The organism is Microbispora sp. NPDC004025, from assembly GCF_053604425.1.
The window spans coordinates 206775-231298 of the sequence record NZ_JBSGHN010000008.1; the positions used below are offsets into that span (position 1 = coordinate 206775).

The window sequence follows — 24524 nt, forward strand, 5'->3', positions numbered from 1 at the left end:
AAGAGGCCCCGGCGGCCTCGATGAGTCGAAGTCTGGCAGACGGTTCGGATCCGCGAGCAGTCGCGGTGGCGTATCCGAATCGGACGACTCGGGGCCCATGAGCTGCTCGCTCAGGCAGGCCGGAAGGCGCTCGTGGTGCTCGTCCCCGTCGACGTCGCCGTCACGCCGGGCGTCGTCGCGGATCCTCTCCACCGCTCGCGGCAAGCGGACGCGGGCCGCCTGCGGCGAGGGAGCGGGGCCCGTGGGCGCCCGCTCCCCGCGCGCGTCGCCGTGCCGTGACGCACGGCCGTATCGGTCAGCCGGTGGCGCAGGCCGAGCCGTTGAGGCTGAAGGCCGAGGGGTTGGGGTTGCCGCCGGAGTAGGTGCCCTGGAAGCCGAACGAGGTGGTGGCGCCGGGGGCCAGGGAGCCGTTGTAGGACACGTTGCGAGCGGTCACCGACGAGCCGCTCTGGCTCACCGTGGCGTTCCAGGAGTTGGTGACCTGCTGGCCGCCCGAGAAGGACCAGGCCAGCGTCCAGCCGTTGATCGTGCCGCTGCCGGTGTTGGTGACGGCCACTTCGGCGGTGAACCCGTTGTTCCACTCGTTCTTCGTGTAGGACACGCGGCACGCGCCGGTGCCTCCCGGCGAGAGCGAGGGCGAGGGGCGGGGCGAGAGCGAGAGCGAGGGGCGGGGGGAGGGCGAGGGCGAGGGCGACGGATCGGTCGTGCCGCCGATGGTGATGTTGGAGCTGCCGCTGCTCTGGTAGCCCTCGGTGGCGAGGATCTGGTAGTCGTGGTTGCCCAGGGGCATGCCGTTGCGGGCCCACGCGTCGAAGTGGTTGCCGATGGTGATGGTGCCGCCGGTCCTCTTCTGCTGGCGGACGCTCCAGTACTGGTTGAAGGTCTGGTTGCCGTCGATCGAGGGCGCGTTGTAGCGGGTGGTCTGGTAGATGTCGTAGGTGCCGCCGTCGGAGGTGACGGTGCCCTTGTACGTCCCGGTGGGCCGCCAGGTGCCCCAGTTGTCGACGATGTAGTACTCCACCAGCGGGCTCCGCGTCCAGCCGTACAACGCGAGGTAGGCGTTGCCCGAGGGGTTGAAACTGCCCGAGTAGGTCACGGTCCTGCGGGTGCCGGGCTTCCAGCCCTTGCCGGCGACGAAGTTGTTCGTGTTGCGCCAGGACGTGCTGTAGTTGCCGCCGGAGCCCAGCTCCATGGAGACCGTGCCCTGGCTGTCGGTCCAGAACGAGAAGAAGTATCCGTTGTTGGTGCCGGTCTGGTTCGTGGTGACTGCGGCGTGGGCGACGCCGGGCAGCAGCGCCACGGCCGCGGCCAGCGCCACGGCGCAGACACGGCCGATCAACAACCGCACACCGCCGCGCCCGCGGCTTCTCGTCCGAATGGGAATCTGAGTCATGTACGTACTTCCTCCTCAACGGGCCCACGGCGACCGGGTTGTGATGCCGGCGGCCGGGGTGACGGCCACCGTGCGGCGGAGGTCGGCCATCGTCACGCGGTCGCCGGCCTGAGGACCATGTCGCGGCTCGTGACCCGGATCGACGGTGGTCGAGGCCCTTCGTGCGGGCGAAATTATCGGAAAGACGCCGAAAGTGTCAGCCCGACCCCGCCTGGCTGTCAACGACACACGTAAAGCCGAACTCGCCCGGAAGGGCGTCTCGGCGCAACGACCCTGGTCACGGGTGGTCGTCGACGAGGCGGGAGTCCCCGGACGCGGTGAAAGTTACGCGGCGGCCGCGGCGTGGCCGTACGGCGCGCCCCGGCGAGCAGCGAGAGGTGTACGAGAATGGAAATGGCGCACAGTTGCCGGAGTTCATTTCCGGTCGGGTCGATATCGGTTTTCCGCGCATTTGCCTCTGTAGCGTTTTTCAGCGGCATAGTAGTTTGCGTTCATGTTCAGCCCACTTGCCGCATGCCGCGCGGCCGCCCTGCGACCCCCTGTCGTCTGGGCGGCCGTCGCCGGGGTCATCGCCGCCGGGTCGCCGATCGCACTTGGCCCGTCCCCGGCGTACGCGAGGGATTCGGACTCCTCCGCCAACGCCGTCGTCGTCTGGGACCGTAACGCTCAGAGCGCGATCTGGGACATCGCCGGTCAGCAGCCGCAGGTCCAGGCGCGCAGCTTCGCGATGGTGCACGGAGCGGTCTACGACGCGGTGAACGCGATCGCCGGTGCTCCCTATCAGCCATACCTGGTCGCACCGGCCGCCAACGGCACCGAATCGACGGACGCGGCCGTCGCGACCGCGGGTTACCTGGTGCTGAACGCGCTGTTTCCCGACCAGCAGGCGAGGTTGAAGACCCAGTACGACGAGTCGCTGGGCGAAATACCCGAGGGCGCCGCGAAACGGCGTGGAATCGCCGTGGGCACTCAGGCGGCCGATGCGATGATCGCCGCGCGACAAAACGACGGGGCGTTCGGCGACCAGACCTGGCCCGTGGGCACCCGCCCTGGTCAGTGGCGGCCGACGCCGCCGACGTTCGCCTCGGACGGGGCATGGGTCGGTCACCTCAAGCCATTCCTCATCCCCAGGGCGTCCATGTTCCGTACGGCCGGCCCGCCGGCCCTCACCAGCCGCCGGTACGCCCGGGACTTCAACGAGCTCAAGGCGGTCGGCTCGGCCACCAGCACGGTCAGGACGGCCGACCAGACGCAGGCCGCGATCTGGTGGCACGACCGGCATCTGGCCGAATGGGAGATCAAGCGTCAGCTCGCGACGCGGCAGCGGCTGAACACCCTTCAGACGGCGCGGATGTTCGCGATGGTCGACCTGGCCGAAGCCGATGCCACGATCGCCTGTTACAACGAGAAGGCGGCGTGGAACTTCTGGCGGCCGGTCACCGCGATCCGGCTGGCCGACACGGACGGCAACCCGGAGACGTCCGCCGACCCCGAATGGACGCCGTTGCTCGTCACGCCGCCGCACCCCGACTACACGTCCGGGCACACCTGTTTCACCGCCGCGAGCATGTCGGCGTTGCGACACTTCTTCGGCCGGGACGACATCCCCTTCAGCGGCTACAGCGCCGGCTCGGGTACCACCAGGTATTTCCGCGGTTTCTCCCAGGCACTCGCCGAGGTCGTCGAGGCCCGGGTATGGGGCGGCATCCACACCCGCACGGCGGACGTGCAGGGCGCGAAGATCGGCGCGCAGGTCACCGCCTACATGGTCGCGCACTACTTCAAGCCGAGGCCGAGGAGCCGGTAGAGGCGGCGGGGGTCATTCCTTCATCCACGCCGGGAACTCCTCGCCGGTGAGAACGAGATACTCGTCGGCCACCGCGGCGGCGTCCTCCGCATAGGCACGACGCAGCAGGTCGGCGGCCGCGCGGACGATGCTCTGGGCGACGTACTCGGGCAGTGCCCGCGACACCACCAACGCCTCGATCAGCGGGGTGATACCGGCACGGAACTGGCGGTCTTCGATCAGCACATATCCTCGGACGACGAGGCTTTGCAGGTAGTCGGGCAGGTAGGCGTCCCGGTTCAGCTCGACCAGCTCCCGGCGCAGACGGACGGCCTCCTCACTGACCGGCACCGCCTCGGCCCGCCGCCCGACCTCCGCCAGCAAGGCGGCGTAATTGTGCAACGACATCGCCAGGTCGGGCAGGTGGGCGTCCCGGCCGAGCTCGATCAGTTCGCCGTAGAGGCGGACGGCCTCCTCACTGACCGGCACCGCCTCGGTTCGCCGCCCGGCCTCCGCCAGCCGCAGAGAGTGGTTGTACAACGCGGCCGCCAGGCCGGGCAGGTAGGCGTCCCGGTTCAGCTCGGCCAGCTCGCCGTGCAGACGGACGGCCTCCTCACTGACCGGCACCGCCTCGGCCCGCCGCCCGACCTCCGCCAGCAAGGCGGCGTAATTGTTCAACGAGATGGCCAGGCTGGGCAAGTAGGCGTCCCGGTTCAGCTCGGCCAATTCCCGGCGCAGACGGACGGACTCCTCACTGAAGGGAACCGCCTCGGCCCGCCGCCGCATGCCCACCAGCAAGGCGGCGTGGTTGTTCATCGAGGTCGCCAGGCCGGGCAGGTAGGCGTCCCGGTTCAGCTCGGCCAGCTCGCCGTGCAGACGGACGGACTCCTCACTCAAGGGAACCGCCTCGGCCCGCCGCCCGACGTCCGCCAGCCGGTTCGCGTGGTTGGTCAACGACATCGCCAGGCCGGGCAGGTAGGCGTCCCGGTTCAGCTCGGCCAGCTCCCGGCGCAGACGGACGCCCTCCTCGCTGACCGGCACCGCCTCGGCCCGCCGCCCGGCCTCCGCCAGCCGCACAGCGTGATTGGTCAACGACAACGCCAGGCTGGGCAGGTAGGCGTCCCGGTTGAGCTCGGCCAGCTCGGCGCTGAGGCGGACGGCCTCCGCACTGACCGGCACCGCCTCGGCCCGCCGCCCGACCTCCGCCAGCCGCACAGCGTGATTGTTCAACGAGCCCGCCAGATCGGGCAGGTAAGCGTTGCGGTTGAGCTCGGCCAGCTCGCCGTAGAGGCGGACGGCCTCCGCACTGACCGGCACCGCCTCGGCCCGCCGCCCGACCTCCGCCAGCCGCAGAGCGTAGTTGTTCAACGACAAGGCCAGGGCGGGCAGGTAGGCGCCCGGGTCGCGGTCGGTCAGCTCGAAGTAGAGGCGGACGGCCTGCTCACTCACCGGCACCGCCTCGGCCCGCCGCCCGACATCCGCCAGCCGGCCGGCGTGGTTGTCCAGCGACATCGCCAGGCCGGGCAGGTAGGCGTCCCGGTCCAGCTCGGCCAGCTCGAGGTAGAGGCGGACGGCCTCCTCGCTGACCGGCACCGCCTCGGCCCGCCGCCCGACATCCGCCAGCTGATGCGCGTGGTTGTGCAACGACATCGCCAGGCCGATCAGGTGTGCGTCCCGGTCCAGTGCGGCGAGCCGGCGCCAGAGCCGGACGGCCTGGTCGCCTTCGGCCAAGGCGCGTCCGTGCAACCCCGCGTAGATCAGACGGACAGCCAGGTCGTCGTGGATGTGGGCGCGGGCGGCCAGATCGGTGGCGGCGGCCAGCCGGTGCTCGGCCAGGCGGGAGGCTATCGCGGCGGCCCCGATGTCGAGATCGATATGCCGATGACCGGGCAGCATCGCCTCGATGGCCGCCAGCAGCCCCACATCGATGTCCTCCAGGGCTGCCAGCCTGGCCAAAGCGGCGCCCCCGGCGTGCACCGCCAGATGAGGGGCATCGGCCAGCAGCGGATACAACTGCCGCCGCGCCAGGTGGGGCCACCGGTGCGCGGCCTCGATCAGCGTGGTCACCGCATGCCGCGCCCACACCGGCACCCCGCCCTCCTCACCCGGTCCGCCATCGGCGCCGGCGGGCGGAGCCAGCAGCCGGGCAGGCGCCGCCTGCGCCCACAGGTCGACGGGAAAATCACAGGAATGACCAGGGACGGACAAGGCGATGAAATCCTCACCCAGCCGATCGGGATACAACGGCTCCAGCACCGTAGCGCTTGAATGAGGAGCCGAAACCCCCTCCGGCGAGGCCGGCCCGGCGGGCGGGTAGCACACCGCATGGTCCTTCAACAGCTGCCCGATCGCCTGCGTCGACTCGACCTCGGCGCGCGCCAGGGCGGCTTTGCCATCCTCATAGCCGAGCCGACCGGTCAGCGTCGCGACATAGACGACCTGCCCCATCGCCTCCGGCGAAGTCGCCAACGGTTTCTCCCGCCGCGCGGAGGCCATCGCCTCCCAGTGATCCCGCTCACGCGCCAGCAGGAACTCCGAAACCCGCACCGGATCACCAGGCGCCACCTGACCACGCTCGACGGCCAGCACCGCCGCCAACGCGGCCATGTGCACACTCAGCACCAGCCGGTAGGCCTCATGCCGCTCCAGCGCGGGCGGCGCGGCCACCCCGCCGGCCCCCGGCACCCCCAGCAGCTCGGCGAACCGATCACGAGCCGCGGCGAACAACCCCGCCCGCGTGATCCCGCTCTCCTGTTCCAGCGGCTCCAGCTCCCCCCGGCTGGGCACCAGACCCAGATCCCGCCGCATCCGCCCCTTCAGGCTGTCCCACCAGGTGCCGGCCGGGCGGGCCAGCAACAACACCCGCACCGGCAACCGCCCCGACGCATGCGCATCACGCAACAGGGTGAGCAGATCGGCGATGTCCCACCGCTCGGCATAGTCCACCACCACCAACACCCCGGCCGCCCCGTCGAAGGCGGGAACCTCGAACTCGAGCGCGGTGGAGCGATCACGCCGGTGATGGGCCGCCAGCACCACCCACCCCTGCCGCGCCCACAGCTGCGCCACATGCCCGGCCAGCCGGCTCTTGCCCTGCCCACCCGGCCCATGGATCAGACGCACCGCCACCTTCTGCCGGGCATCCCGCCAGTCCGCCAGCTCCGCCAGCAGACCGCCGCGGCCGGTGAAGGCGATCAGCCCATGACAGGCCCGCAACAACTCACTCGGCTGCGCCCGCGCCTCCCCCACCGACGGAGGCGACACCGGTACGGGCCACGGGGCCCACCGATACGGCTCCTGGCCCCCATACACGATCAGGTCCCCGGCCGCCTGATAGATCCGGGCCAGCCCCGAGCCCTCCGCATGCTGGATCACCTTGCGGGACCCACGCGACGGCCTCACCGCGTGCCGACGTCGCGGCCGGCCTGATCCACCCGGCCGTCCTCGGCGGCCGTGGCCTGCTGCCGCACCGGGTGCGCTCCCCCGGCGGCGGCGCCACCCGCCACGGCATCGTCGTCGCTTCCGCCAGTCCGCCGCGGCAGCCCGGTGTCGATGTCCCGGCCGGCCTGAAGGACGCGGCCACGCCCGGTGGCGATGGCTCGCTGCCGCACACCGCCGCCACCGCTGCTCCGCTCGGCGATCAGCCCGTATACCGCCACCCCCAGCCCGGCCAGGGCGACGAACAGCCCGATCACGCTGGCAAGCTTGTCCGCCTTGTCCAGCCCCACCCGCGACAAGTAGACGCCCAGCGCCGCCAGGGCCGCCACCGCGACCCCGGCTCCACCCCATACCGGTCCCCATCCGCGCATACCGGCATCATCAAGCAACCACCAAGGTCACGCCATACCCTGGCCGCCACCCGTCCGCTCCGCGCGTCCGGCCGGGGTCACTTCTTCTTGCGCTTCTCCCGGATCTTCATCGTCACGTCGATGGGGGAGCCCGCGAAGCCGAATTCCTCGCGGATGCGGCGCTCGAGGAAGCGGCGGTAGGTCTCCTCCAGGAACGCCGAGGTGAACAGCACGAACTTCGGCGGCTCGGTGGACGCCTGGGTGGCGAACAGGATCTTGGGCTGCCGGCCCCCGCGCACCGGCGGCGGGGTGGCCTGCACCAGCTCGGTGAGGAACTGGTTGAGCCGGGCCGTCGGCACCCGCGTGCCCCACGAGTCCAGGGCACGTTCGATGGCCGGTGCCAGCTTCTCGACGTGGCGGCCGGTCTTCGCCGAGATGTTCACCCGCAGCGCCCAGGGCGTGCGGACGAGCTGCCGGTCGATCTCCTTCTCCAGGTAGTAGCGCCGGTCCTCGTCGACCAGGTCCCACTTGTTGAACGCGACCACCATCGCCCGGCCCGACTCGATGACCAGGCCGATGATCCGCAGGTCCTGCTCGGTCAGCACCTCGGAGGCGTCGATCAGCACGACCGCGACCTCCGCCCGCTCCAGCGCGGCCCGCGTGCGCATGGCCGCGTAGAAGTCGGCGCCCTTCAGCTCGCGGTCGCGCCGCCGGATGCCCGCGGTGTCGATGAACCGGTACGTCGTGCCGCCCAGCTCGACCAGCTCGTCCACCGGGTCACGGGTGGTGCCGGCCATCGGGTCGACCAGCACCCGCTCCTCCCCGGCGAGCTTGTTGAGCAGCGACGACTTGCCCACGTTGGGCTTGCCCAGCAGCGCGATCCTGCGCGGGCCCCGCTGCGCGCCGAACGTCTGCGGCGGCGTCTCCGGCAGCGCGTCGAGCACGACGTCGAGCAGGTCGCCGCTGGCGCGGCCGTGCAGGGCCGAGACGGGGTGCGGCTCGCCCAGGCCAAGCGACCAGAGCCCGCTCGCCTCCAGCTCCATCTGCTGGTTGTCGACCTTGTTGGCGGCCAGCACGACCGGCTTGCCCGACCGGCGCAGGACCGCGCCGACGGCCTCGTCGGAGTCGGTGACCCCGACACTGGCGTCCACCACGAAGAGGATCACGTCGGCCAGCTCGGCCGCGATCTGCGCCTGCTCGGCGATGCGCAGGGCCATGCCGGTCGCGTCCGGGTCCCAGCCGCCGGTGTCGACCAGCGTGAAGCGCCGGCCCCGCCAGGTCGCCTCATAGGTGACCCGGTCGCGGGTCACGCCCGGCACGTCCTCGACGACCGCCTCACGACGGCCGATGATGCGGTTGACCATCGTCGACTTGCCGACGTTGGGGCGCCCCACCACGGCGACGACCGGCAGTGGGCCCGCGTCGGGCTCCCCTTCTGCCTCCTCGGCGGAAAGCTCGGCGAGCTCGGCCTCGATCCAGCCGCCCTCGTCCTCGTCGTACTCCCCCGTCACGTCCATACCCTGCCTCATCGGCTGCTCTTCCGTTCTCCCCGGCCACCCCGGACCTTCTACGGGGCCGGGCTCGTTCGTATGTCGCACCGCGTGGCCTGCCCCGGCTTCCTTCAGGAACGCGGCGCGCGGCGCCGGGGGCGGTCAGGCGGGGCGTGCGGGCGTCAGACCCGCTCCTTGACCAGCCGGAGCACCTCGGCGATCACCTCGTCCAGGTCCAGCGGCGTCGTGTCCAGTTCCACCGCGTCCGCGGCCTTCGCCAGCGGATCGGCCTTGCGCGTCGAGTCGAGGGTGTCGCGCCGGGCCATCGCGGCCTTCTGCGCCTCCACGGTCGTCCCGTCCAGCTCGGCCGTACGGCGCAGGGCGCGGGCCTCGGCGCTCGCCGTCAGGTAGATCTTGACGGGCGCGTCCGGCGCGACGACCGTGCCGATGTCGCGGCCCTCGACCACGATTCCCCCGCCGGGGAGGGACTCGGCGATGATCTCCCGCTGCAGGGCCACCAGGCGGCGGCGGACCTCGGGCACGGCGCTCACGGCCGACACCGCGCCGGTCACCTCGGCGCCGCGGATCGGCCCGCTGACGTCGGCGCCGTCCACGGTGACGCCCGGCGCGTCGGGGTCGGTGCCCATCACCAGCGCGGGCTCGGCGGCCCTCGCCGCGATCCCGGCGGCGTCCTCCAGGTTCACGCCCCGCTGGAGCATCCACCAGGTGACCGCGCGGTACATGGCGCCCGTGTCGAGGTACCGCAGGCCCAGCGCCCGCGCGACGCCCCGCGAGGCACTCGACTTGCCCGATCCCGAGGGACCGTCCATGGCGACGACCAGACCCGACACCGGCTCTCCTTCTCCCCTTCGAATCGTCGTCCCCGAGGCTACCGGGATACGGCCGGAAAGCGTGCATCGGCGGCCGGACAGGGCTTCCGGCGCGCGATCGACCCACGCCCGGGCCCGGCGCGTGTTGACTCTGCCCCTGGGTGAAGCCCCAGCATCGTCGCACCGGCCATGGCGGCCGGGACGAGGAGGAGTCGTGGGGGAGCTGCTGACCATCGGGACGTTCGCGCGGGCCGCCCGGCTGTCGCCCAAGGCGCTGCGGCTGTACGACGAGCTCGGGCTGCTGCGCCCGGCCGCGGTGGACGGCGAGTCGGGATACCGCTACTACGACCCCGGCCAGTTGGAGCAGGCCCGTCTGATCGCCTGGTTGCGACGGCTCGGCATGCCGCTGGCGCGCATCCGGCAGGTGTGCGACCTGCCCGCGCCGGACGCGGCCGAAGCGGTGGCGGCCTATTGGCGGCAGGTCACCGCCGAGACCGCGGCCCGCGGCCGGCTCGCCGCCTTCCTCGTCGATCACCTGTCTGGAACGGGGAGGGGCGGCGCCGTGGAGGACACCACGACCACGCTGGGGATCCGGTACGCCGCCCGGTCGGAGCCGGGGCGGGTGCGGACGAGCAACGAGGACGTCGCGTACGCCGGCGAGGGGTTGCTGGCGGTGGCCGACGGAATGCGCGGCCCGGGGGGCGACCGCGCCGCCGCGGCGGCCGTCGACGCGCTCAAGCGCCTGCGGGCCGTGTCCCCGTCCCCCGAGGACCTGCTCGGCGCGCTCGCCGACGCCGTCGGCGACGCCGAGCGCGCGATCCGGGACGTCGCCGCCTCGACCCCGTCGGGGCAGGCGGTCACCACTCTGACCGCGCTCGTGTGGTCCGGGGCGCGGCTCGGACTGGTGCACATCGGCGACACCCGGGCGTACCTGCTGCGCGACGGTGGCCTGTTCCAGCTGACCCACGATCACACGTACGTGCAGTCGCTGATCGACCAGGGCCGGCTCACCCCCGAGGAGGCCGTCTCCCACCCCCGGCGCTCGCTGCTGGTGCGCGCGCTGACCGGCACGGGAGCCTCCCCGGCCGACCTGTCGGCGCACGACGCGGCCTCCGGCGACCGGTACCTGCTCTGCTCGGACGGACTGCCGGGAGTCGTGCCGGCCCGCGTGCTGCGCGAGACGCTCACCGGTCCCGGCGGCCCGCGGCAGGCGGTCGACGAGCTGATCGACCTCGCGTACGCCTCCGGAGCCCCCGACAACCTCGCCTGCGTGGTCGCCGACGTGGTGGCGGAGGAGGAATCCACGGCGGCCGAGGAGACCCCGTGGTGAGCCCCACGACGGTGCGGCCGCCCCGTTCCCGGACTCTCGGCGTCGATCGCCGGCCGCTGGCCGTCCCGGCGTTCCGGCGAATGTGGATCGCCTCGGTGATCTGCGCCGTGGGCGGGTCCTTCAGCGTGGTCGCGGTGCCGACGCAGCTGTTCACGGTCTCCGGCTCGTCGGCGGCCGTGGGAGCCGCCGCGGGGGTGTCGTTCGCCGCGCTGGTCGCGGCGGCGCTGGGGAGCGGCGCGCTCGCCGACGTGATGGACCGGCGGACGATCCTGCTGGCCGCCGATCTCAGCCTGGCGCTGACGTACGCGGCGCTGTGGGCGCAGGCGTCACTGGGCGGCCGCTCCGTCCCCGTCCTGCTGGTGGCGGTGGCCTTCCAGGGGCTGGCCTATGGGACGGTCATGACGACGACGGGGGCCGTCGTGCCCCGCCTCGTCCCGGCCGAGCTGCTGCCGGCGGCCAACAGCCTCAGCTCGCTGGTCCGCTACGGCGGGTCCGTCCTGGGGCCGATGCTCGCCGGGGTGCTGGTCCCGGTCGTCGGGCTCGGCATGCTGTACCTGTTCGACGCCGTCGCGCTGCTCGCCGTGGTGTGGGCCGTCGCCATGCTGCCGCCGCTCCCTCCTGAGAGCGCGGCGGACGGCGGGCGAGGCTCCTCGGCCCGCCGGACGTCGGCCGGGTTCCGCCACCTGGCGGCCGACCGGCTGCTGGTGGCGGTGCTGGCCGTGGACCTCGCGGCCATGGTCTTCGGCATGCCCTCGGCGTTGTTTCCCGAGCTGGCCCGTCACGTCTTCGGCGGCACGGCCGGGGGCCCGGAGACGGGGCTGCTGTACGCGGCCTATCCGGCCGGGGTCTTCGCGGCCGGGCTGCTGTCGGGCACGTTCACCCGCGCGCGGCGCCACGGCGCCCTCGTGGCGGGCGCCGCCGTCGCGTGGGGACTCGCCGTCGTGCTCGCCGGCCTGGCCGCCGAGCTGTGGATCGCGCTGGCGGCGCTCACGCTCGGTGGCGCGGTCAACTTCGTGCTCAGCACCTTCCGCACCACGATCGTGCAGACGCACACCGGCGACGCCGTGCGCGGACGGGTGCAGGGCGCGCTCACCGTGGTGCTGGTGGGAGGGCCGCAGATCGCGAATCTGCTGCACGGCGCCGCCGGAGCGGTGTACGGCCCGCGCGTCGTGATCTGCGCGGGCGGGCTGCTCACCGTGGCCACCGTGGCGGCGATCGCCTGGGCGATCCCCCGCCTGCGCCATTACACCGCCCCCGAGCCCGGCCCCGCCCCCGTCTCAGGGCCGGTGGCCGCCCTGACCTCACCGGCAGCGCCGGGAGACCGCGTCAGGCCGGCACCTGCCAGCCGCGCTCGCGCAGGCCTTCGGTGAGGGTCTCCGCCGCCTCCGGCCGGACGTACAGCTCGGCCGCGCCGAGCTCGAGCCCGGTGGCGTGCTCCAGGCGGATGTCCTCGATGTTGACCCCCGTCTCGCCGGCGGCCTGGACCAGGCGGGCCAGCTCGCCGGGGCGGTCGCCGATGAGCACCTGGACCACGGCGTACGTCCGCGCCGGGCCGCCGTGCTTGCCGGGGATCCTGCCGGTCCCCCGCACGCCGCGCGACAGGAGGTCGGTGACCTGCTCCATGGCCGCGCCGTCGCCCGCCAGCGCGCGCAGCGACCGGGCGGCGGCGCTCAGGTCGGCCACGAGCGCCTCCAGCACCTCGGCGACGGGCAGCGCGTTGCCCTCGAGGATGCCGGTCCACAGCGACGGGTCGCTGGCGGCGATGCGGGTCACATCCCGCACTCCCTGCCCCGACAGCCCGAGCGCCGTCTCCGACGCCTCGGCCAGCCGGGCCGCCACCGCCGCGGCCGTCACGTGCGGGGCGTGCGAGACGACCGCGACGGCGCGGTCGTGCTCGGCCGCGTCCACCCGCACGGCGTTGCCGCCGCACAACGAGATCAGCCCCTCCACCGCGGCCACCGCCCGCGGGGACGCCTCGTCCGTCGGGCAGTACGCCCACGGACGGCCGAGGAACAGGTCCGCGCGAGCCGCCGCCGGGCCGGACCGCTCGCGGCCCGCGAGCGGATGCCCCGCGACGTACGACGACAGGTCGCAGCCCAGCTGGGCGGCCTGGGCCAGCGGCAGCGCCTTCACGCTCGCCACGTCGGTGTAGAAGCGGGCGCTGTCGCGCTTTTGCAGGTCGAGCAGTTGCTGGGCGACGAACTGGGGCGGAACCGCGACGACCGCGAGGTCCGCCCGCCGCTCACCGGTCCAGTCCTCCCCCGCGCCCAGCTCACGCGCCAGCCGTACGGCTCCCGCGTCCCGGTCGGCCAGGAAGACCCGCACGTCCCGCTGCCGCAGCGCCAGTGCGATCGACGTGCCGATGAGGCCCGTCCCGACAACGACCACACTGCCGATCCCGGCGTCCTCGATGGGAGTCATCGTGCTCTTCCTGCCGTCGCCGTCCTCGGACACGCTGTCCTGCGACGGATGTGTCGTGGGTGGATGGTGATGGTGCGCGGGCCCCCCGGTCCGGGCCGGGTCCCGGCCCGGTCCCGCCGGGGACGCCTACTGGGCGATGTCCACGCGCAGCGCGACGGCGCCGCGCAGGTACACGTGCTGGATCTCCTGCCGGGGGCGGTCGGTCTGCACATGGGCCATCAGCCGCACCACGCGCGGGAGCGCGCCCGGCACGTTGATCTCGGTCGCGCACAGCAGGGGCACATCGTGGAACCCGAGCTTGCGCGCGGCCAGCGCGGGGAACTCGGCGGTGAGGTCGGGCGTGCACGTGAAAATCACGCTGATGACGTCGTCGGTCGTGAGGTTGTTGCGCCCCATCACCTCGGTCACCAGCTCGGTCGTCCCGGCGAGGATCGCGTCGCGATCGTTGCCGTCGACCTGGATGGCTCCGCGAATCGCCCGCACCATGTCGTTCCCCTCTCGCTGGGACGGGCCGGTCTCTTCCCCGGGGGATGAGTCCGGCCCATCTACATGCCTTTAGCCAATTCTGCCCGACTTGCGGCTTTCGCCCGCCGCGGCGAAAGGCTACAGTCCGACCGCCGCGTACAGCTCACCGATCTCCTGCACGGTGAGCGCGCGCACGGTTCCCGGCTTGAGCCGGCCGAGCTTGACCGGGCCGAACTCGATACGGGCCAGATCGATCACCCGGTGCCCGACCGTCTCCATGAGCCGCCGGACGATGTGCTTGCGGCCCTCGTGCAGGACGACCTCGACCAGCGCCTGCTGACCGTGCTCCTGCACCACCCGGAACTCGTCCACCTTGGCGAGCCCGTCCTCCAGCTCCACGCCCTTGCGCAGCACCTTGTGCAGGTCGCGCGCGACAGGACCCGGCACCTTGGCCCAGTACTTCTTCTGCACGCCGTAGCTCGGGTGGGTCAGCCGGTGGGCGAGCTCCCCGTCGTTGGTCAGCAGCAGCAGGCCCTCGGTCTCGGTGTCGAGCCGCCCCACGTGGAACAGCCGGGGCGCGAGGTCCTGTACGTAGTCGTTCAGGCACGGCCGGCCCTCGGGGTCGTCCATCGTGCTCACCACGCCGATCGGCTTGTTGATCGCGTAGTAGACGGTGTCGGAGGACGTCGGGATGCGCTTGCCGTCGACCCGGATGACCTGCTTGGCGGGGTCGACGCGGGCGCCGAAGCGGCGCACGGTCTGGCCGTCCACGCTCACCCGGCCGTCGCCGATCATCTCCTCGCAGGCCCGGCGGCTGGCCACCCCGGCCTGGGCGAGCACCTTCTGCAGCCGCTCGCCGCCGGGCACCTCGGTCGTGTCGCGCTCGTCGGTGTAGTTCTCGTCGTAGAAGTCCGGGTCGCGCAGCGGCTGCCTGGCGGTCTTGAACGGGTTGCCGGCCGGGCCGCCCGCGCCGGCGCGCCTGGGACCGCCGGCGGGCCGGGCCGCGCTCCGCGAGCCGGCGCCCGCTCCCGCGCCGCCGGAACGGCCACGCGTGCCGCCGCCCAGGCGGCCGATCGTCTGCACCTCGTCGCGGCTCGCCCGGCCCCTGCCGCCGTCACGCCCCGCGCGGTAGTCGCCGCGCCCGGGCCGCGCGGCGCGCGCCTCACGGTCGCCGCCCGCCTCGCGGTCGTCACGGCGGCTCCGGCCGTCGCGGTCGTCACGCCGGGGCGCGCGGTCGCCGCCGAAGCTCCGGCTGCCGTACCTGTCGTTGTCACCGGTCCTGCCGCCGCCGCGCTCCTCGTCGCGGAAGGCGGGCCGCCCGGTCACGCGCCCCTCACGGGACGTCTCGTAGCCGCCGTCGCGGTCGCGCAGCCGATCCCGGCCGGCCTCGGGCCTGCCGTAACGGCCACGGGAACCGGCCCCCTCCGTGCGGAACGGGGGCCGCTCGGCGGAGTAGCCGTCCCGCGCGCCGCGATCACGGTCGAAGCCGCGCTCGAAGCCACGGCCGCGATCACGGTCGAAGCCGCGCTCGGAACCACGGCCGCCCTCACGGTCGAAGCCGCGCTCGGAACCACGGCCGCCCTCACGGTCGAAGCCGCGCTCGGAACCACGCTCGAAGCCACGGCCGCTGTCGCGGTCGAAGCCACGGTCGCCGGAACGGCCGCCCTCGGGCTTGCCGTAACGGCCACGGGAACCACCCCGCTCGGCCCTGAAGGGGGCGCGGGTGTCGTCGCGATACCGCTCGCCGCCGGACCGCGCGTCGCGCCGGCCGCTGTCGCCCTGACGACCGGAGTCACCCGTACGGCCGCGGGGACGGTCGTCGCGTGCGTCGCCGGCGCGGCGATCGCCGTACCGGCCGCCGCGCGGGGCCTCCTCGTCGCGGAACCTCCGCGAGTCGGGCCCGTCGAACCTGTCCGACCTGTCGGACCTGTCGGGCCTGTCCGACCTGGAGTCGAAACCGTACCCGGACCGGGAACCAGGGACGCGGGAACCGCCGCGCCGGTCGCCCTGGGGACGGAAGCCGCCGCCGGATCCGCCGCGGGATCCACGTGAGCTCGCGCCCTGCTGACCGGTGCTCCGGCTCCGACCGCGTCCCTCACCGGACGGGGTGCCACGCCTGTTGTTCACTACTTCTGCTCCTCAAGAATTTCCACGTCGTCCGGGAGGAACGGGGCGAGTTCGGGTAGCTCGTCGAGGCTCCGCAGCCCCAGTCTCTCCAGGAAGTAACTCGTCGTCCGGTAGAGCACGGCCTGGCTCTCCGGGTCGGTTCCGGCCTCTTCCACGAGGCCGCGTGCAACCAGCGTCCGCATGACGCCGTCGCTGCTCACGCCGCGCACCGCCGCCACCCGGGCCCGGCTGACCGGCTGCCGGTAGGCGACCACGGCGAGGGTCTCCAGCGCGGCCTGCGTCAGCCGCGCCTGCTGGCCGTCCCTGACGAACCTCTCCACCAGCGCGGCGCATTCCGCACGGGTGTAGAAGCGCCAGCCTCCGGCCACCTCCCGCAGGTCGAAACCCCGGCCGGAGGCCGTGTATTCCTCGGACAGCGCGCGAAGGGCGGCGGCGACCTCCACCGTCGGGCGTTCGAGCACCTGCGCGAGGGTCACCTCGGCGACCGGCTCGTCCACCACCATCAGGATCGCTTCGAGCGCCGCGGTGAGCGAGAGCCCCTCCACCGTCCCGGTCGCGTCGGACTCCGCGGCACCGGGTGCCTGATCCCGCTGCCCGGCGGGCGTACCGGCTCCGGGGTCGTCGCCGGAACGGGGGATGTCGCTCGCTTCCATCGCTCCTCGCTCGTCGTGCGGTGGTTCCGTCTCTGCCGCCGCCGGCCCGGCGCCGCCTCGGCGTCCGTGTGGCGGGCAGGCCCCGCCTCACTCGCCTCGTGCCGCGTCCGCCTCGGCGGGCCGCTCCTCGCGCCGGCCCTCGTCGTAGTCGTCGCCGACCGTGACGTCGCCGTCGTCGGTGCCCGTCCAGGTGACGTACAGGTCGCCGAGCGGTTCGACCTGCTCGAAGGAGACCGCGGACTCCCGGAACAGCTCCAGGACGGCCAGGAAGCGGGCGACGACCTCGAACGTCCCCGCGCAGTCGGCGGTCAGCGCCCGGAAGGTCGCCGTGTGCAGCCGCCTCAGCCGCTCGACAAGGATAGCGGCTTGCTCCCGGACGCTCGCCAGCGGTTGATAGATGTGCGAGACCGACACCGACGGCGGAGCCTTCGGCGTGAAGGCCCGTGCCGCGATCTTGGCGAGCTGCTCGGGCCCGATGCCGAGCACGAGTTCCGGCAGCAGGTCGGCGAAGCGCTTCTCCATCGGCACGGCGCGCGGGAAGCGCAGCGCCTCCTCGGCCATCCGGCCCGCGAAGATCTTCGCGACCTCCTTGTACGCCCGATACTGCAGCAGCCGCGCGAACAGCAGGTCGCGGGCCTCCAGCAGGGCGAGGTCCTCCTCGTCCTCCACCTCTCCGGTGGGCAGCAGCCGCGCCGCCTTGAGGTCGAGCAGGGTCGCCGCGACGAGCAGGAAGTGGCTGGTCTGGTCGAGGTCCCATTCCGGCCCCCGCGACCGGATGTACGCGATGAACTCGTCGGTGACCTTGTGCAGGGACACCTCGGTGATGTCCAGCTTGTGCTTGGAGATCAACCCGAGCAGCAGGTCGAACGGCCCTTCGAAGACGTCCAGGTGCACCTGGAAACCGCTCGGCGCGCTCTCCTCGCTCCCCTGGTCGATCTCCTGGCCGGTCGTCACGCCTGCCATTGTCCCCTACCGTCGCGGCCCGGCGGGATCAGACGCGGGCGGGCCACCTGGCCAGCAGCTCACGGGCCAGCTCGCGGTAGGCGGTGGCGCCCATCGAGCCGGGGTCGAACTGCGTGATCGGCTCCCCCGCCAGGGTGGCGTCGGGGAAGCGGACCGTCCGGTTGATGACGGTATGGAACACCTTGTCGCCGAAGCCCTGCATGATCGTCTGCAGCACCTCGCGGGCGTGCAGCGTCCGGGGGTCGTACATGGTGGCGAGCAGGCCGTCGATCTCCAGGTTCTTGTTGAGCCGCTCCTGGACCTTGCCGATCGACTCCATCAGCAGCGCGACGCCGCGCAGCGCGAAGAACTCGCACTCCAGCGGGATCATCACACTGTGCGCGCAGGTCAGCGCGTTGACCGTGAGCAGGCCGAGGGACGGCTGGCAGTCGATCAGGCAGATGTCGTAGTGCGGCAGCAGGGGCTCGAGCGCCCGCTGGAGGGCGTACTCCCGCGCGACCTCGTTGACGAGCCGGATCTCCGCGCCGGACAGGAAGATGTTGCTCGGCAGGAGCTGCATGCCCTCGACGGTCGTGTCGATCAGCACGTCCTCGACCGTGACGTCGGGCTCCTCCATGATGAGGTCGTAGACCGTCGCCTCGAGCGGACGGGGGTCGATGCCGAGACCGACCGACAGCGCGCCCTGCGGGTCGAAGTCGACGAGCAGCACCCGCTGGCCGACCTCGGCGAGCGCGGCACCCAGGTTGATCGTGGTCGTCGTCTTGCCGACGCCGCCCTTCTGGTTGACCATCGCGACGATGCGCGCGGGCCCGTGGGACTCCGGCGGCGTCGGCTCGGGGAACACCGGACGGGGACGACCGGTGGGCCCGATCGCGCCGGGAGCCCCCACCCACGTCCCCTCTGTGGTCGCAGTCACCTGTTGGTCCTCCCTGACGGCCCTCGAACCTGATCGAATCTAAAGGGTCGGCACGTGGTCGGCAAGGCGGCGCGCCAACGGCTGCCGAGATGCACCCGTTCAGTGCAGGGCGCGGGGATGCGCCGCCGCGTACACCTCCCGGAGCTTGTCGACCGTCACCAGCGTGTACACCTGGGTGGTGGTCACCGAGGCGTGGCCGAGCAACTCCTGGACAACCCTAACGTCGGCGCCTCCGTCCAGGAGGTGGGTTGCGAACGAATGCCGCAACATATGCGGCGATACACCGGACAGTCCGGCTCGTTCCGCCGCCGCCTGCAGCACCTCCCAGGCGCCCTGCCGCGTGAGCCGTCCGCCCCGCGCGTTGAGGAACAGCGCGGGCGTCCCCCGGCCGTGCGCCGCCAGCCTGGGTCTCGCCCTGACCAGGTACGCGTCGAGCGCCTGGCGGGCGAAACGGCCGAGGGGCACGATCCTGGTCCGGCCGCCCTTGCCGCGCAGCCGCACCTGGTCCTGGTCGCCGTCCTCGTAACGGTCCTCCTCGTGAACCGGACCCGTGGGCACGTCGTCCACCGCCAGCCCGACCGCCTCGGAGATCCGGGCGCCCGTGCCGTACAGGACCTCCAGCAGCGCGCGGTTGCGCAGGGCGAGCGGCGAGTCCTCCGGACCGCAGGCGGCGATCAGCCGCTCGACCTCCGCGACGGTGATCGCCTTGGGCAGCCGCCGGAGCTGGCGCGGCGGCCGCACCTCGTGCGCGGGGTCGTGGCCCGCCACGCCCTCGCGCAGGGCGAAGCGGTGCAACCCGCGTACGGCCGACACGGCGCGGGCGGCGGAGCTCGCGACCAGCGCCGGATGGTCCTCGTCGCCCTCCCGGAGCGCGGCGAGGAAGGAGACCACGTCCGCCTCCGCGACCTGCGCGAACGTCTCGAGCCCGCGCGCCCGCAGGTGCTCGAGGTACCGGCGCAGGTCGCGACGGTAGGACGCGAGCGTGTTGGCAGACAGCCCCCGCTCCACCGCCAGATGGGCGAGGTAGCTGGACAGCACCGCCTCGGGCTCGCTCAGGACGTCTCCCTACGGACTCATGCCTCCGGCGCGTCGGCGGGACGAAGGCCCTTGAATCCGTCGGCGGAAGCAGCGTATGCGGCGAGGATACCGGCGACCGCAGGAGAATTGTGGATCATTCCGTTCAGGGCCTTGTCGACCGCCGCACCCAGCGGAATCCAGACCGCCGGCATGTCGGTCTCCTCGTGGTGGCGCACGTACGTGTTCTCCTCGTCGGGGATCGGCTCCAGGTCGCGGGCCAGGAAGACGCGGATCCGCTCGTCCGACATGCCCGGGGAGGTGCGCAGGTCGACCAGCGTGTGCCACGTACGCGCCCGGTAGGCGGCCTCCTCGGCGAGCTCCCGCGCCGCGCACTCCACCAGCGGCTCGCCCGGCACGTCGCGGATGCCGGCCGGCAGCTCCCACAGCAGGCGCCGCGCCGGATGCCGATACTGGCGGATCAGCAGCACGCGGTCCTCGCCGTCGAGGGCGAGCACCGCGACCGAACCGGGGTGGACGACATAGTCGCGGTCGGCGGTCACCCCGCCGGGCATATCCACCGCGTCGGTACGCACCGTGATGATCCGCCCGGCGAAATGCTCGGTGGAGGCGACGACGTTCCAGGACTCCTCGACGTCTTCGACGTTCACCGTGTTCTCCGCCGTGTTTTCCGCCGTGTTCTCCGCCGTGTTCTCCGCCGTCACTTGGCCCGGCCCGCCTTAGCTACGTTCTCGCGCCGGCCCGCGTACTCGAGGGCGGCCTGGACCAGCCCCTTGAACAGGGGGTGCGACCGGGTCGGGCGGGAGCGGAACTCCGGATGGGCCTGCGTGCCGATGAAGAACGGGTGCTGGTCGGTGGCCAGCTCGGCGTACTCGACGAGGCGGCCGTCGGGCGACAGGCCGGAGAACACCATGCCGACCTTCTCCAGACGCTCCCGGTAGGCGTTGTTCACCTCGTAGCGGTGCCGGTGGCGCTCCTCCACCTTGGCCTTGCCGTACAGGCGGCGGGCCAGCGAGCCCTCCACGAGCTTGGCCGGGTAGAGGCCGAGCCGCATGGTGCCGCCCATGTCGCGCTCACCGGCGACGACGTCCTTCTGGTCGGCCATGGTGGAGATGACCGGGTTGATCGTCTCGGGGTCGAACTCGGTGCTGTCGGCGTCCTCGATCCCGGCCAGGTTGCGGGCCGCGTCGATGACGATGCACTGCATGCCGAGGCAGATGCCGAGCAGGGGGACGCGCTGCTCGCGGGCGTGCCGTACGGCGCCGACCTTGCCCTCGATGCCGCGCACCCCGAAGCCGCCGGGGATCAGCACGCCGTCGACGCCGTCCAGCTCGCGGGCCGCGCCCTCGGGGGTCTCGCAGTCGTCGCTCTTGACCCAGCGGATGTTGACGCGCGCGTCGTTGGCGAAGCCGCCCGCGCGCAGCGCCTCGGTGACCGACAGGTACGCGTCGGGCAGGTCGATGTACTTGCCGACCAGCGCGATCGTGACCTCCTTGGCCGGGCGGTGCACCCGGCGCAGGAGCTGGTCCCACTCGGTCCACTCCACGTCGCGGAACGGCAGGCCCAGCCGGCGCACCACGTACGCGTCGAGCCCCTCGCCGTGCAGGACCTTGGGGATGTCGTAGATCGAGGCGGCGTCGATCGCCGAGACGACGGCGTCCTCGTCCACGTCGCACATCAGGCTGATCTTCCGCTTGACCGCGTTGGTCACCGCGCGGTCGGAGCGGAGCACGATCGCGTCGGGCTGGATGCCGATGCTGCGCAGCGCCGCGACCGAGTGCTGCGTGGGCTTGGTCTTCAGCTCCCCGCTCGGGCCGATGTACGGCAGGAGCGAGACGTGCAGGAAGAAGACGTTGTCGCGGCCGACCTCGTGCCGGACCTGCCGGACGGCCTCCAGGAACGGCAGCGACTCGATGTCGCCGACGGTGCCGCCGACCTCGGTGATGACCACGTCGACGTCCGGGCCGGCCATGCCCCGGATGCGGTCCTTGATCTCGTTGGTGATGTGCGGGATGACCTGGACGGTGTCGCCCAGGTACTCGCCGCGGCGCTCCTTGGCGATCACGTTCGAGTAGACCTGGCCGGTCGTCACGTTGGCGGAACCGTGCAGCTCGGTGTCGAGGAAGCGCTCGTAGTGGCCGATGTCGAGGTCCGTCTCGGCGCCGTCGTCGGTGACGAACACCTCGCCGTGCTGGAAGGGGTTCATCGTGCCGGGGTCGACGTTCAGGTAGGGATCGAGCTTCTGCATCGTGACGCGGAGGCCGCGAAGCTTGAGGAGACGACCGAGGCTGGAGGCCGTGAGTCCCTTGCCGAGACTGGAGGCGACGCCGCCGGTGACGAACAGATGCTTGGTTTGTGCGGCGCTGCGCAAGAAGAGCTCCCGTGGTCGATGTCGATCCGGCCGTCCGGTTTGGACGCCGCGATGCCCACGGGCTCTCAGAATATCAAACGCTGGGCAACATTGGGCTTGCCACGTGCACTAACCCGCCATAGCGGACAAGCCGACCTAACGGTAACTTGTCGCGTTATGTCGTTCGTGAAGCGCACCGTCGGCCGTCTGGTCCACCTGGGGTGGGCCTACGTGCGGGAGGCCGCAGCGATCAGCCCGGCCGCCCCGGGCGGTTACCGGTTCCGCAGCATGGGCGAGGGAGTGTGCCTGTCCTTCCCGCAGGGCGCCATCTTCGGGGAGCAGTGGATCGAGATCGGCCCGCACACGCTCGTCGGAGAGCGGGTGTCGATCTCGGCGGGCATGGGTCCCGGCGTGGATCTCGGGCCCGACTCGATCGTGCGGATCGGCCGGGGCTGCTCGATCGGCAGGGGCAGCCACATCGTCGGCCACCAGTCCATCGACATCGGCGACGACGTCTTCACCGGCCCCTACGTCTACATCACCGACCAGAACCACGTGTACGACGACCCCGAGACGCCCATCGGACGGCAGTGGCCGCGCAACAGGCCGGTCTCCATCGGTTCGGGGTCCTGGATCGGGACGGGGGCGATCATCCTGCCGGGGACGCGGATCGGCCGCCAGTCGGTGGTCGCCGGCGGCGCCGTGGTGCGCGGCGAGTTCCCCGACCACTCGGTCATCGCCGGCGTCCCGGCCCAGGTCGTCCGCCGGCACTCCCCCGATCTCGGCTGGCACAGCCCTTCGGCCGCCCGCCGCACCTCCCCGCTGCCCGCCGACCCCCGCCCCCGCGCCGAGCACGAGTCACGTACGGCCTGACCGAGCGCCGGCGACCTTCCGGAGAACGAGTCGCCCATGACGACGGTGGGTGGCAGGACTGTCATGTCGAGTGATCGCTCCAGGGAGAGGAGGACACCGGATGACTACGGCTTTCCCCGAGTGGTTCTATCCCGGTCCGCCGGGCGGATGGACCGCCGACATGCTCGATCACCTTCCCCCCGACGCCCCCGCGCACGTCGAGCTGATCGACGGGTCTCTCATCATGGTGTCTCCCCGGACCGCATTTCACATGTTCGCGCTGAGGCTTCTGGAGAGAGAGCTCTCGCCTCCCCAGGGCTTGTGCGTCGTGCGCGAGATGAGCGTCACTCTGGGCCTGCGGCAGCGGCCCGAGCCCGATCTCATGATCGTGCAGCGCAGCGCCCTGCCCAACCTCACGACGACGTCCTTCAAACCTGAGGACGTTCACCTTGTCGTCGAAGTGGTGTCGCCCGAATCGGCGGACCGGGACAGAGTGACGAAGCCAATCAAGTATTCCAATGCCGGCATCAAATACCTATGGCGGGTGGAGCCGGAAGACGAGCAGGCGGTCGCGTACACGTTCGAGCTGGAGCCAAGCGTGAAGGCGTACGTGCCGACCGGGATCCACCGCGAGCGCCTCGCGACCTGCGTCGGCTTCGACGTGGACATCGACCTGGACCTGAGCCGCTTTCTCGGCTGATCCGGCCTGTGCGGCGCCGGCGCGAGACGCGGGTGCCGTGCCCCGCCGTCAGCCGGGCGACGCGGCGGCACGGGCGCGGCGGGCCGCCCGGAAGCGCCGCACCCTGCGGATGAGCCGCCAGGCCACGAACGCCAGCAGCGCCAGCGCCACCACCACCAGGACGGGCAGGAAGATCGCGATCAGGCTCATGCCGAGTGAGCCGACGTCTTCGGCCGTGCTGACGACCGGCGCGCCCACACCCGCCGTGGTGGCGTTCACCACCGGCCGCGCGGTGGCCTTGATCGCGTGCACGGCGAGGGCGACCGCGATCCCCAGCACCCAGCCGACCGCCGGGTGTTCGGCCATCCACGCCGACTCGTCCAGCCGCTCCGCCGCGGCGGTGGCGCTGAACACCACGCCGCCCGCGGCGGGCCGCACCGCCGTCTGGATCAAGTCGTTGACGTGGTCGACCACCGGCACCTTGTCGAGCACGAACTCGGCGACCAGCAGCACGGCGATGATCGCGAGGACCCATGTGTCGGACAGCCAGGCGTACTCGTGCGGCAGCCGTACGGCGTCGGTGAGCCGCGCGAGCACGCCGACGAGCAGCAACGGGATGTACGCGTTGAGCCCGGCCGCGGTCGACAGCCCGAGCCCCGTGAGCGCCGCGAACATCGGCAACCTCCTCCGGCGGGCGGGACGATCCCGCCTTCCCGTCAACGGACGGCCCCGGCTCCGTGTCCCCGTCCACTACCGCGAATCGCGCCCCCGGAACCTCTGCCGGCACGTGACGGGCGCCTGCCGTGTCAGGCGCGGGCGGCCACGGCGTCTAGCCCTCCGCCCGGGAGTCACTCTTCACCGGCCCGCTGGAGCACCAACAGGGCGCTGTCGCCCTCCACCCGGGTGAGTCGCAGTCCGACGTCGCCGATGCGGCCCGGCCTGCTCGTGCTGATCGTCAACGCCCCTCGGACCCGGCAGCGGTCGTTGTAACAGCTCCGGCTGATGCTGGTGTTCGCGCCGTCGACGACCGTCGAGGTGCCGGTGAAGGCGATTCTGGCGGCGTCTCCCCGCAGGCCCACCACGGAGATCTCGTCCACGCCCAGCGCCGGGTCGATGGGGATGCTGTCCCCCACACGCACCCGCGCCTCGCAGTCGCCGTCCCGGCAGCCGGCGAAGTCGCCCGGCGTCGCCGACGGGCTGGGCGACGGCGACGACGATGGTGCGGCCGTCACGAAAGGTTCGGCGGAGGCCGAAGCGAACGTGACCGGCCGGCTCACCGGCTCCGCCGCGAACGAGTGCGCGGGAGCCTCGCCGCAACCGGCGAGGAGCGCGGTCACCGACCCGGCGGCGAGTGCGAGGCGAACGGCAGGCCCTGACGCGTTGGTCGTCGAACGCATGATTTCCCCGATTTGTCACAAATGGATTCGCTTAGTCGGGAGCCGCTTC

General features: G+C 72.2%; 21 protein-coding genes. 5 read left to right on the forward strand and 16 right to left on the reverse strand.

Annotation, left to right across the window (positions count from 1 at the left end; translation table 11 throughout):
• Positions 1 to 295: 295 nt before the first annotated feature.
• Positions 296 to 1393: a glycoside hydrolase family 11 protein gene (locus ACWEQG_RS21705; RefSeq protein WP_452287122.1), complete on the reverse strand. Its 1098-nt coding sequence runs from the start codon at positions 1391 to 1393 to the stop codon at positions 296 to 298.
• Between the two features lie 493 nt (positions 1394 to 1886).
• Here ACWEQG_RS21705 and ACWEQG_RS21710 point away from each other — a divergent pair, with 493 nt between their 5' ends.
• Entirely contained in the window at positions 1887 to 3200 is a 1314-nt protein-coding gene (locus tag ACWEQG_RS21710; protein ID WP_452287123.1) for a phosphatase PAP2 family protein, read from the forward strand.
• 12 nt (positions 3201 to 3212) lie between these two features.
• On the opposite strand, the gene ACWEQG_RS21715 is transcribed toward ACWEQG_RS21710, so the two are convergent.
• From ACWEQG_RS21715 to cmk, 4 genes are all read right to left on the reverse strand, one after another.
• The gene (locus ACWEQG_RS21715; RefSeq protein WP_452287125.1) at positions 3213 to 6428 is read right to left on the reverse strand and encodes a tetratricopeptide repeat protein; all 3216 of its coding nucleotides are present in this window, start codon (positions 6426 to 6428) and stop codon (positions 3213 to 3215) included.
• Between the two features lie 149 nt (positions 6429 to 6577).
• Positions 6578 to 6988 carry a hypothetical protein gene (locus ACWEQG_RS21720; RefSeq protein WP_452287127.1) on the reverse strand — a complete coding sequence of 137 codons (411 nt, stop codon included), beginning with the start codon at positions 6986 to 6988 and terminating at the stop codon, positions 6578 to 6580.
• Between the two features lie 77 nt (positions 6989 to 7065).
• Complete coding sequence (gene der / locus ACWEQG_RS21725; protein WP_452287129.1) at positions 7066 to 8496, reverse strand: ribosome biogenesis GTPase Der; 1431 nt, start codon at positions 8494 to 8496, stop codon at positions 7066 to 7068.
• 143 nt (positions 8497 to 8639) lie between these two features.
• Positions 8640 to 9287 (reverse strand): (d)CMP kinase, encoded by a 648-nt coding sequence (cmk, locus tag ACWEQG_RS21730; RefSeq protein ID WP_452287281.1) that lies wholly within the window; start codon positions 9285 to 9287, stop codon positions 8640 to 8642.
• 214 nt (positions 9288 to 9501) lie between these two features.
• Here cmk and ACWEQG_RS21735 point away from each other — a divergent pair, with 214 nt between their 5' ends.
• Together ACWEQG_RS21735 and ACWEQG_RS21740 are read left to right on the forward strand one after the other, a co-directional pair.
• Positions 9502 to 10617 carry a MerR family transcriptional regulator gene (locus ACWEQG_RS21735; RefSeq protein ID WP_452287131.1) on the forward strand — a complete coding sequence of 372 codons (1116 nt, stop codon included), beginning with the start codon at positions 9502 to 9504 and terminating at the stop codon, positions 10615 to 10617.
• On the forward strand, positions 10614 to 11987 hold the full coding sequence (locus tag ACWEQG_RS21740) for an MFS transporter (protein ID WP_452287132.1): 1374 nt from the start codon (positions 10614 to 10616) through the stop codon (positions 11985 to 11987). Before ACWEQG_RS21735 ends, ACWEQG_RS21740 begins: the two co-directional genes overlap by 4 nt.
• Here ACWEQG_RS21740 and ACWEQG_RS21745 read toward each other — a convergent pair.
• The 9 genes from ACWEQG_RS21745 to ACWEQG_RS21785 all read right to left on the reverse strand — a co-directional run bounded on the left by ACWEQG_RS21745 (position 11944) and on the right by ACWEQG_RS21785 (position 21568).
• Entirely contained in the window at positions 11944 to 13038 is a 1095-nt protein-coding gene (locus tag ACWEQG_RS21745; protein WP_452287134.1) for a prephenate dehydrogenase, read from the reverse strand. The two genes, ACWEQG_RS21740 and ACWEQG_RS21745, sit on opposite strands and share 44 nt — an antisense overlap.
• Positions 13039 to 13164: 126 nt before the next feature.
• Positions 13165 to 13524 carry a chorismate mutase gene (gene aroH, locus ACWEQG_RS21750; protein ID WP_452287136.1) on the reverse strand — a complete coding sequence of 120 codons (360 nt, stop codon included), beginning with the start codon at positions 13522 to 13524 and terminating at the stop codon, positions 13165 to 13167.
• A 117-nt stretch (positions 13525 to 13641) separates the two neighbouring features.
• Positions 13642 to 15630, reverse strand: a complete 1989-nt coding sequence (locus tag ACWEQG_RS21755; protein ID WP_452287138.1) for a pseudouridine synthase — start codon at positions 15628 to 15630, stop codon at positions 13642 to 13644.
• Complete coding sequence (gene scpB / locus ACWEQG_RS21760; protein WP_363467860.1) at positions 15630 to 16283, reverse strand: SMC-Scp complex subunit ScpB; 654 nt, start codon at positions 16281 to 16283, stop codon at positions 15630 to 15632. Before scpB ends, ACWEQG_RS21755 begins: the two co-directional genes overlap by 1 nt.
• An 87-nt stretch (positions 16284 to 16370) precedes the next feature.
• Entirely contained in the window at positions 16371 to 17246 is an 876-nt protein-coding gene (locus ACWEQG_RS21765) for a segregation and condensation protein A (RefSeq protein WP_452287140.1), read from the reverse strand.
• A 28-nt stretch (positions 17247 to 17274) separates the two neighbouring features.
• Positions 17275 to 18162: a ParA family protein gene (locus ACWEQG_RS21770; RefSeq protein ID WP_142557039.1), complete on the reverse strand. Its 888-nt coding sequence runs from the start codon at positions 18160 to 18162 to the stop codon at positions 17275 to 17277.
• A gap of 99 nt (positions 18163 to 18261) precedes the next feature.
• Positions 18262 to 19200: a site-specific tyrosine recombinase XerD gene (locus tag ACWEQG_RS21775; protein ID WP_452287142.1), complete on the reverse strand. Its 939-nt coding sequence runs from the start codon at positions 19198 to 19200 to the stop codon at positions 18262 to 18264.
• A gap of 35 nt (positions 19201 to 19235) precedes the next feature.
• Entirely contained in the window at positions 19236 to 19847 is a 612-nt protein-coding gene (locus ACWEQG_RS21780) for an NUDIX domain-containing protein (protein ID WP_452287144.1), read from the reverse strand.
• 50 nt (positions 19848 to 19897) lie between these two features.
• Positions 19898 to 21568 carry a CTP synthase gene (locus ACWEQG_RS21785; protein ID WP_346227772.1) on the reverse strand — a complete coding sequence of 557 codons (1671 nt, stop codon included), beginning with the start codon at positions 21566 to 21568 and terminating at the stop codon, positions 19898 to 19900.
• A gap of 156 nt (positions 21569 to 21724) precedes the next feature.
• On the opposite strand from ACWEQG_RS21785, the gene ACWEQG_RS21790 reads away from it, so the two are divergent.
• Positions 21725 to 22420: an acyltransferase gene (locus tag ACWEQG_RS21790; RefSeq protein WP_452287145.1), complete on the forward strand. Its 696-nt coding sequence runs from the start codon at positions 21725 to 21727 to the stop codon at positions 22418 to 22420.
• 100 nt (positions 22421 to 22520) lie between these two features.
• Positions 22521 to 23099: a Uma2 family endonuclease gene (locus ACWEQG_RS21795; protein WP_452287147.1), complete on the forward strand. Its 579-nt coding sequence runs from the start codon at positions 22521 to 22523 to the stop codon at positions 23097 to 23099.
• A gap of 48 nt (positions 23100 to 23147) precedes the next feature.
• Here the strand turns inward: ACWEQG_RS21795 and ACWEQG_RS21800 are convergent, their stop codons facing one another.
• Positions 23148 to 23753 carry a DUF4126 domain-containing protein gene (locus ACWEQG_RS21800; RefSeq protein ID WP_452287149.1) on the reverse strand — a complete coding sequence of 202 codons (606 nt, stop codon included), beginning with the start codon at positions 23751 to 23753 and terminating at the stop codon, positions 23148 to 23150.
• Between the two features lie 173 nt (positions 23754 to 23926).
• The gene (locus tag ACWEQG_RS21805; RefSeq protein ID WP_452287151.1) at positions 23927 to 24475 is read right to left on the reverse strand and encodes a hypothetical protein; all 549 of its coding nucleotides are present in this window, start codon (positions 24473 to 24475) and stop codon (positions 23927 to 23929) included.
• Between the last annotated feature and the right edge of the window lie 49 nt (positions 24476 to 24524).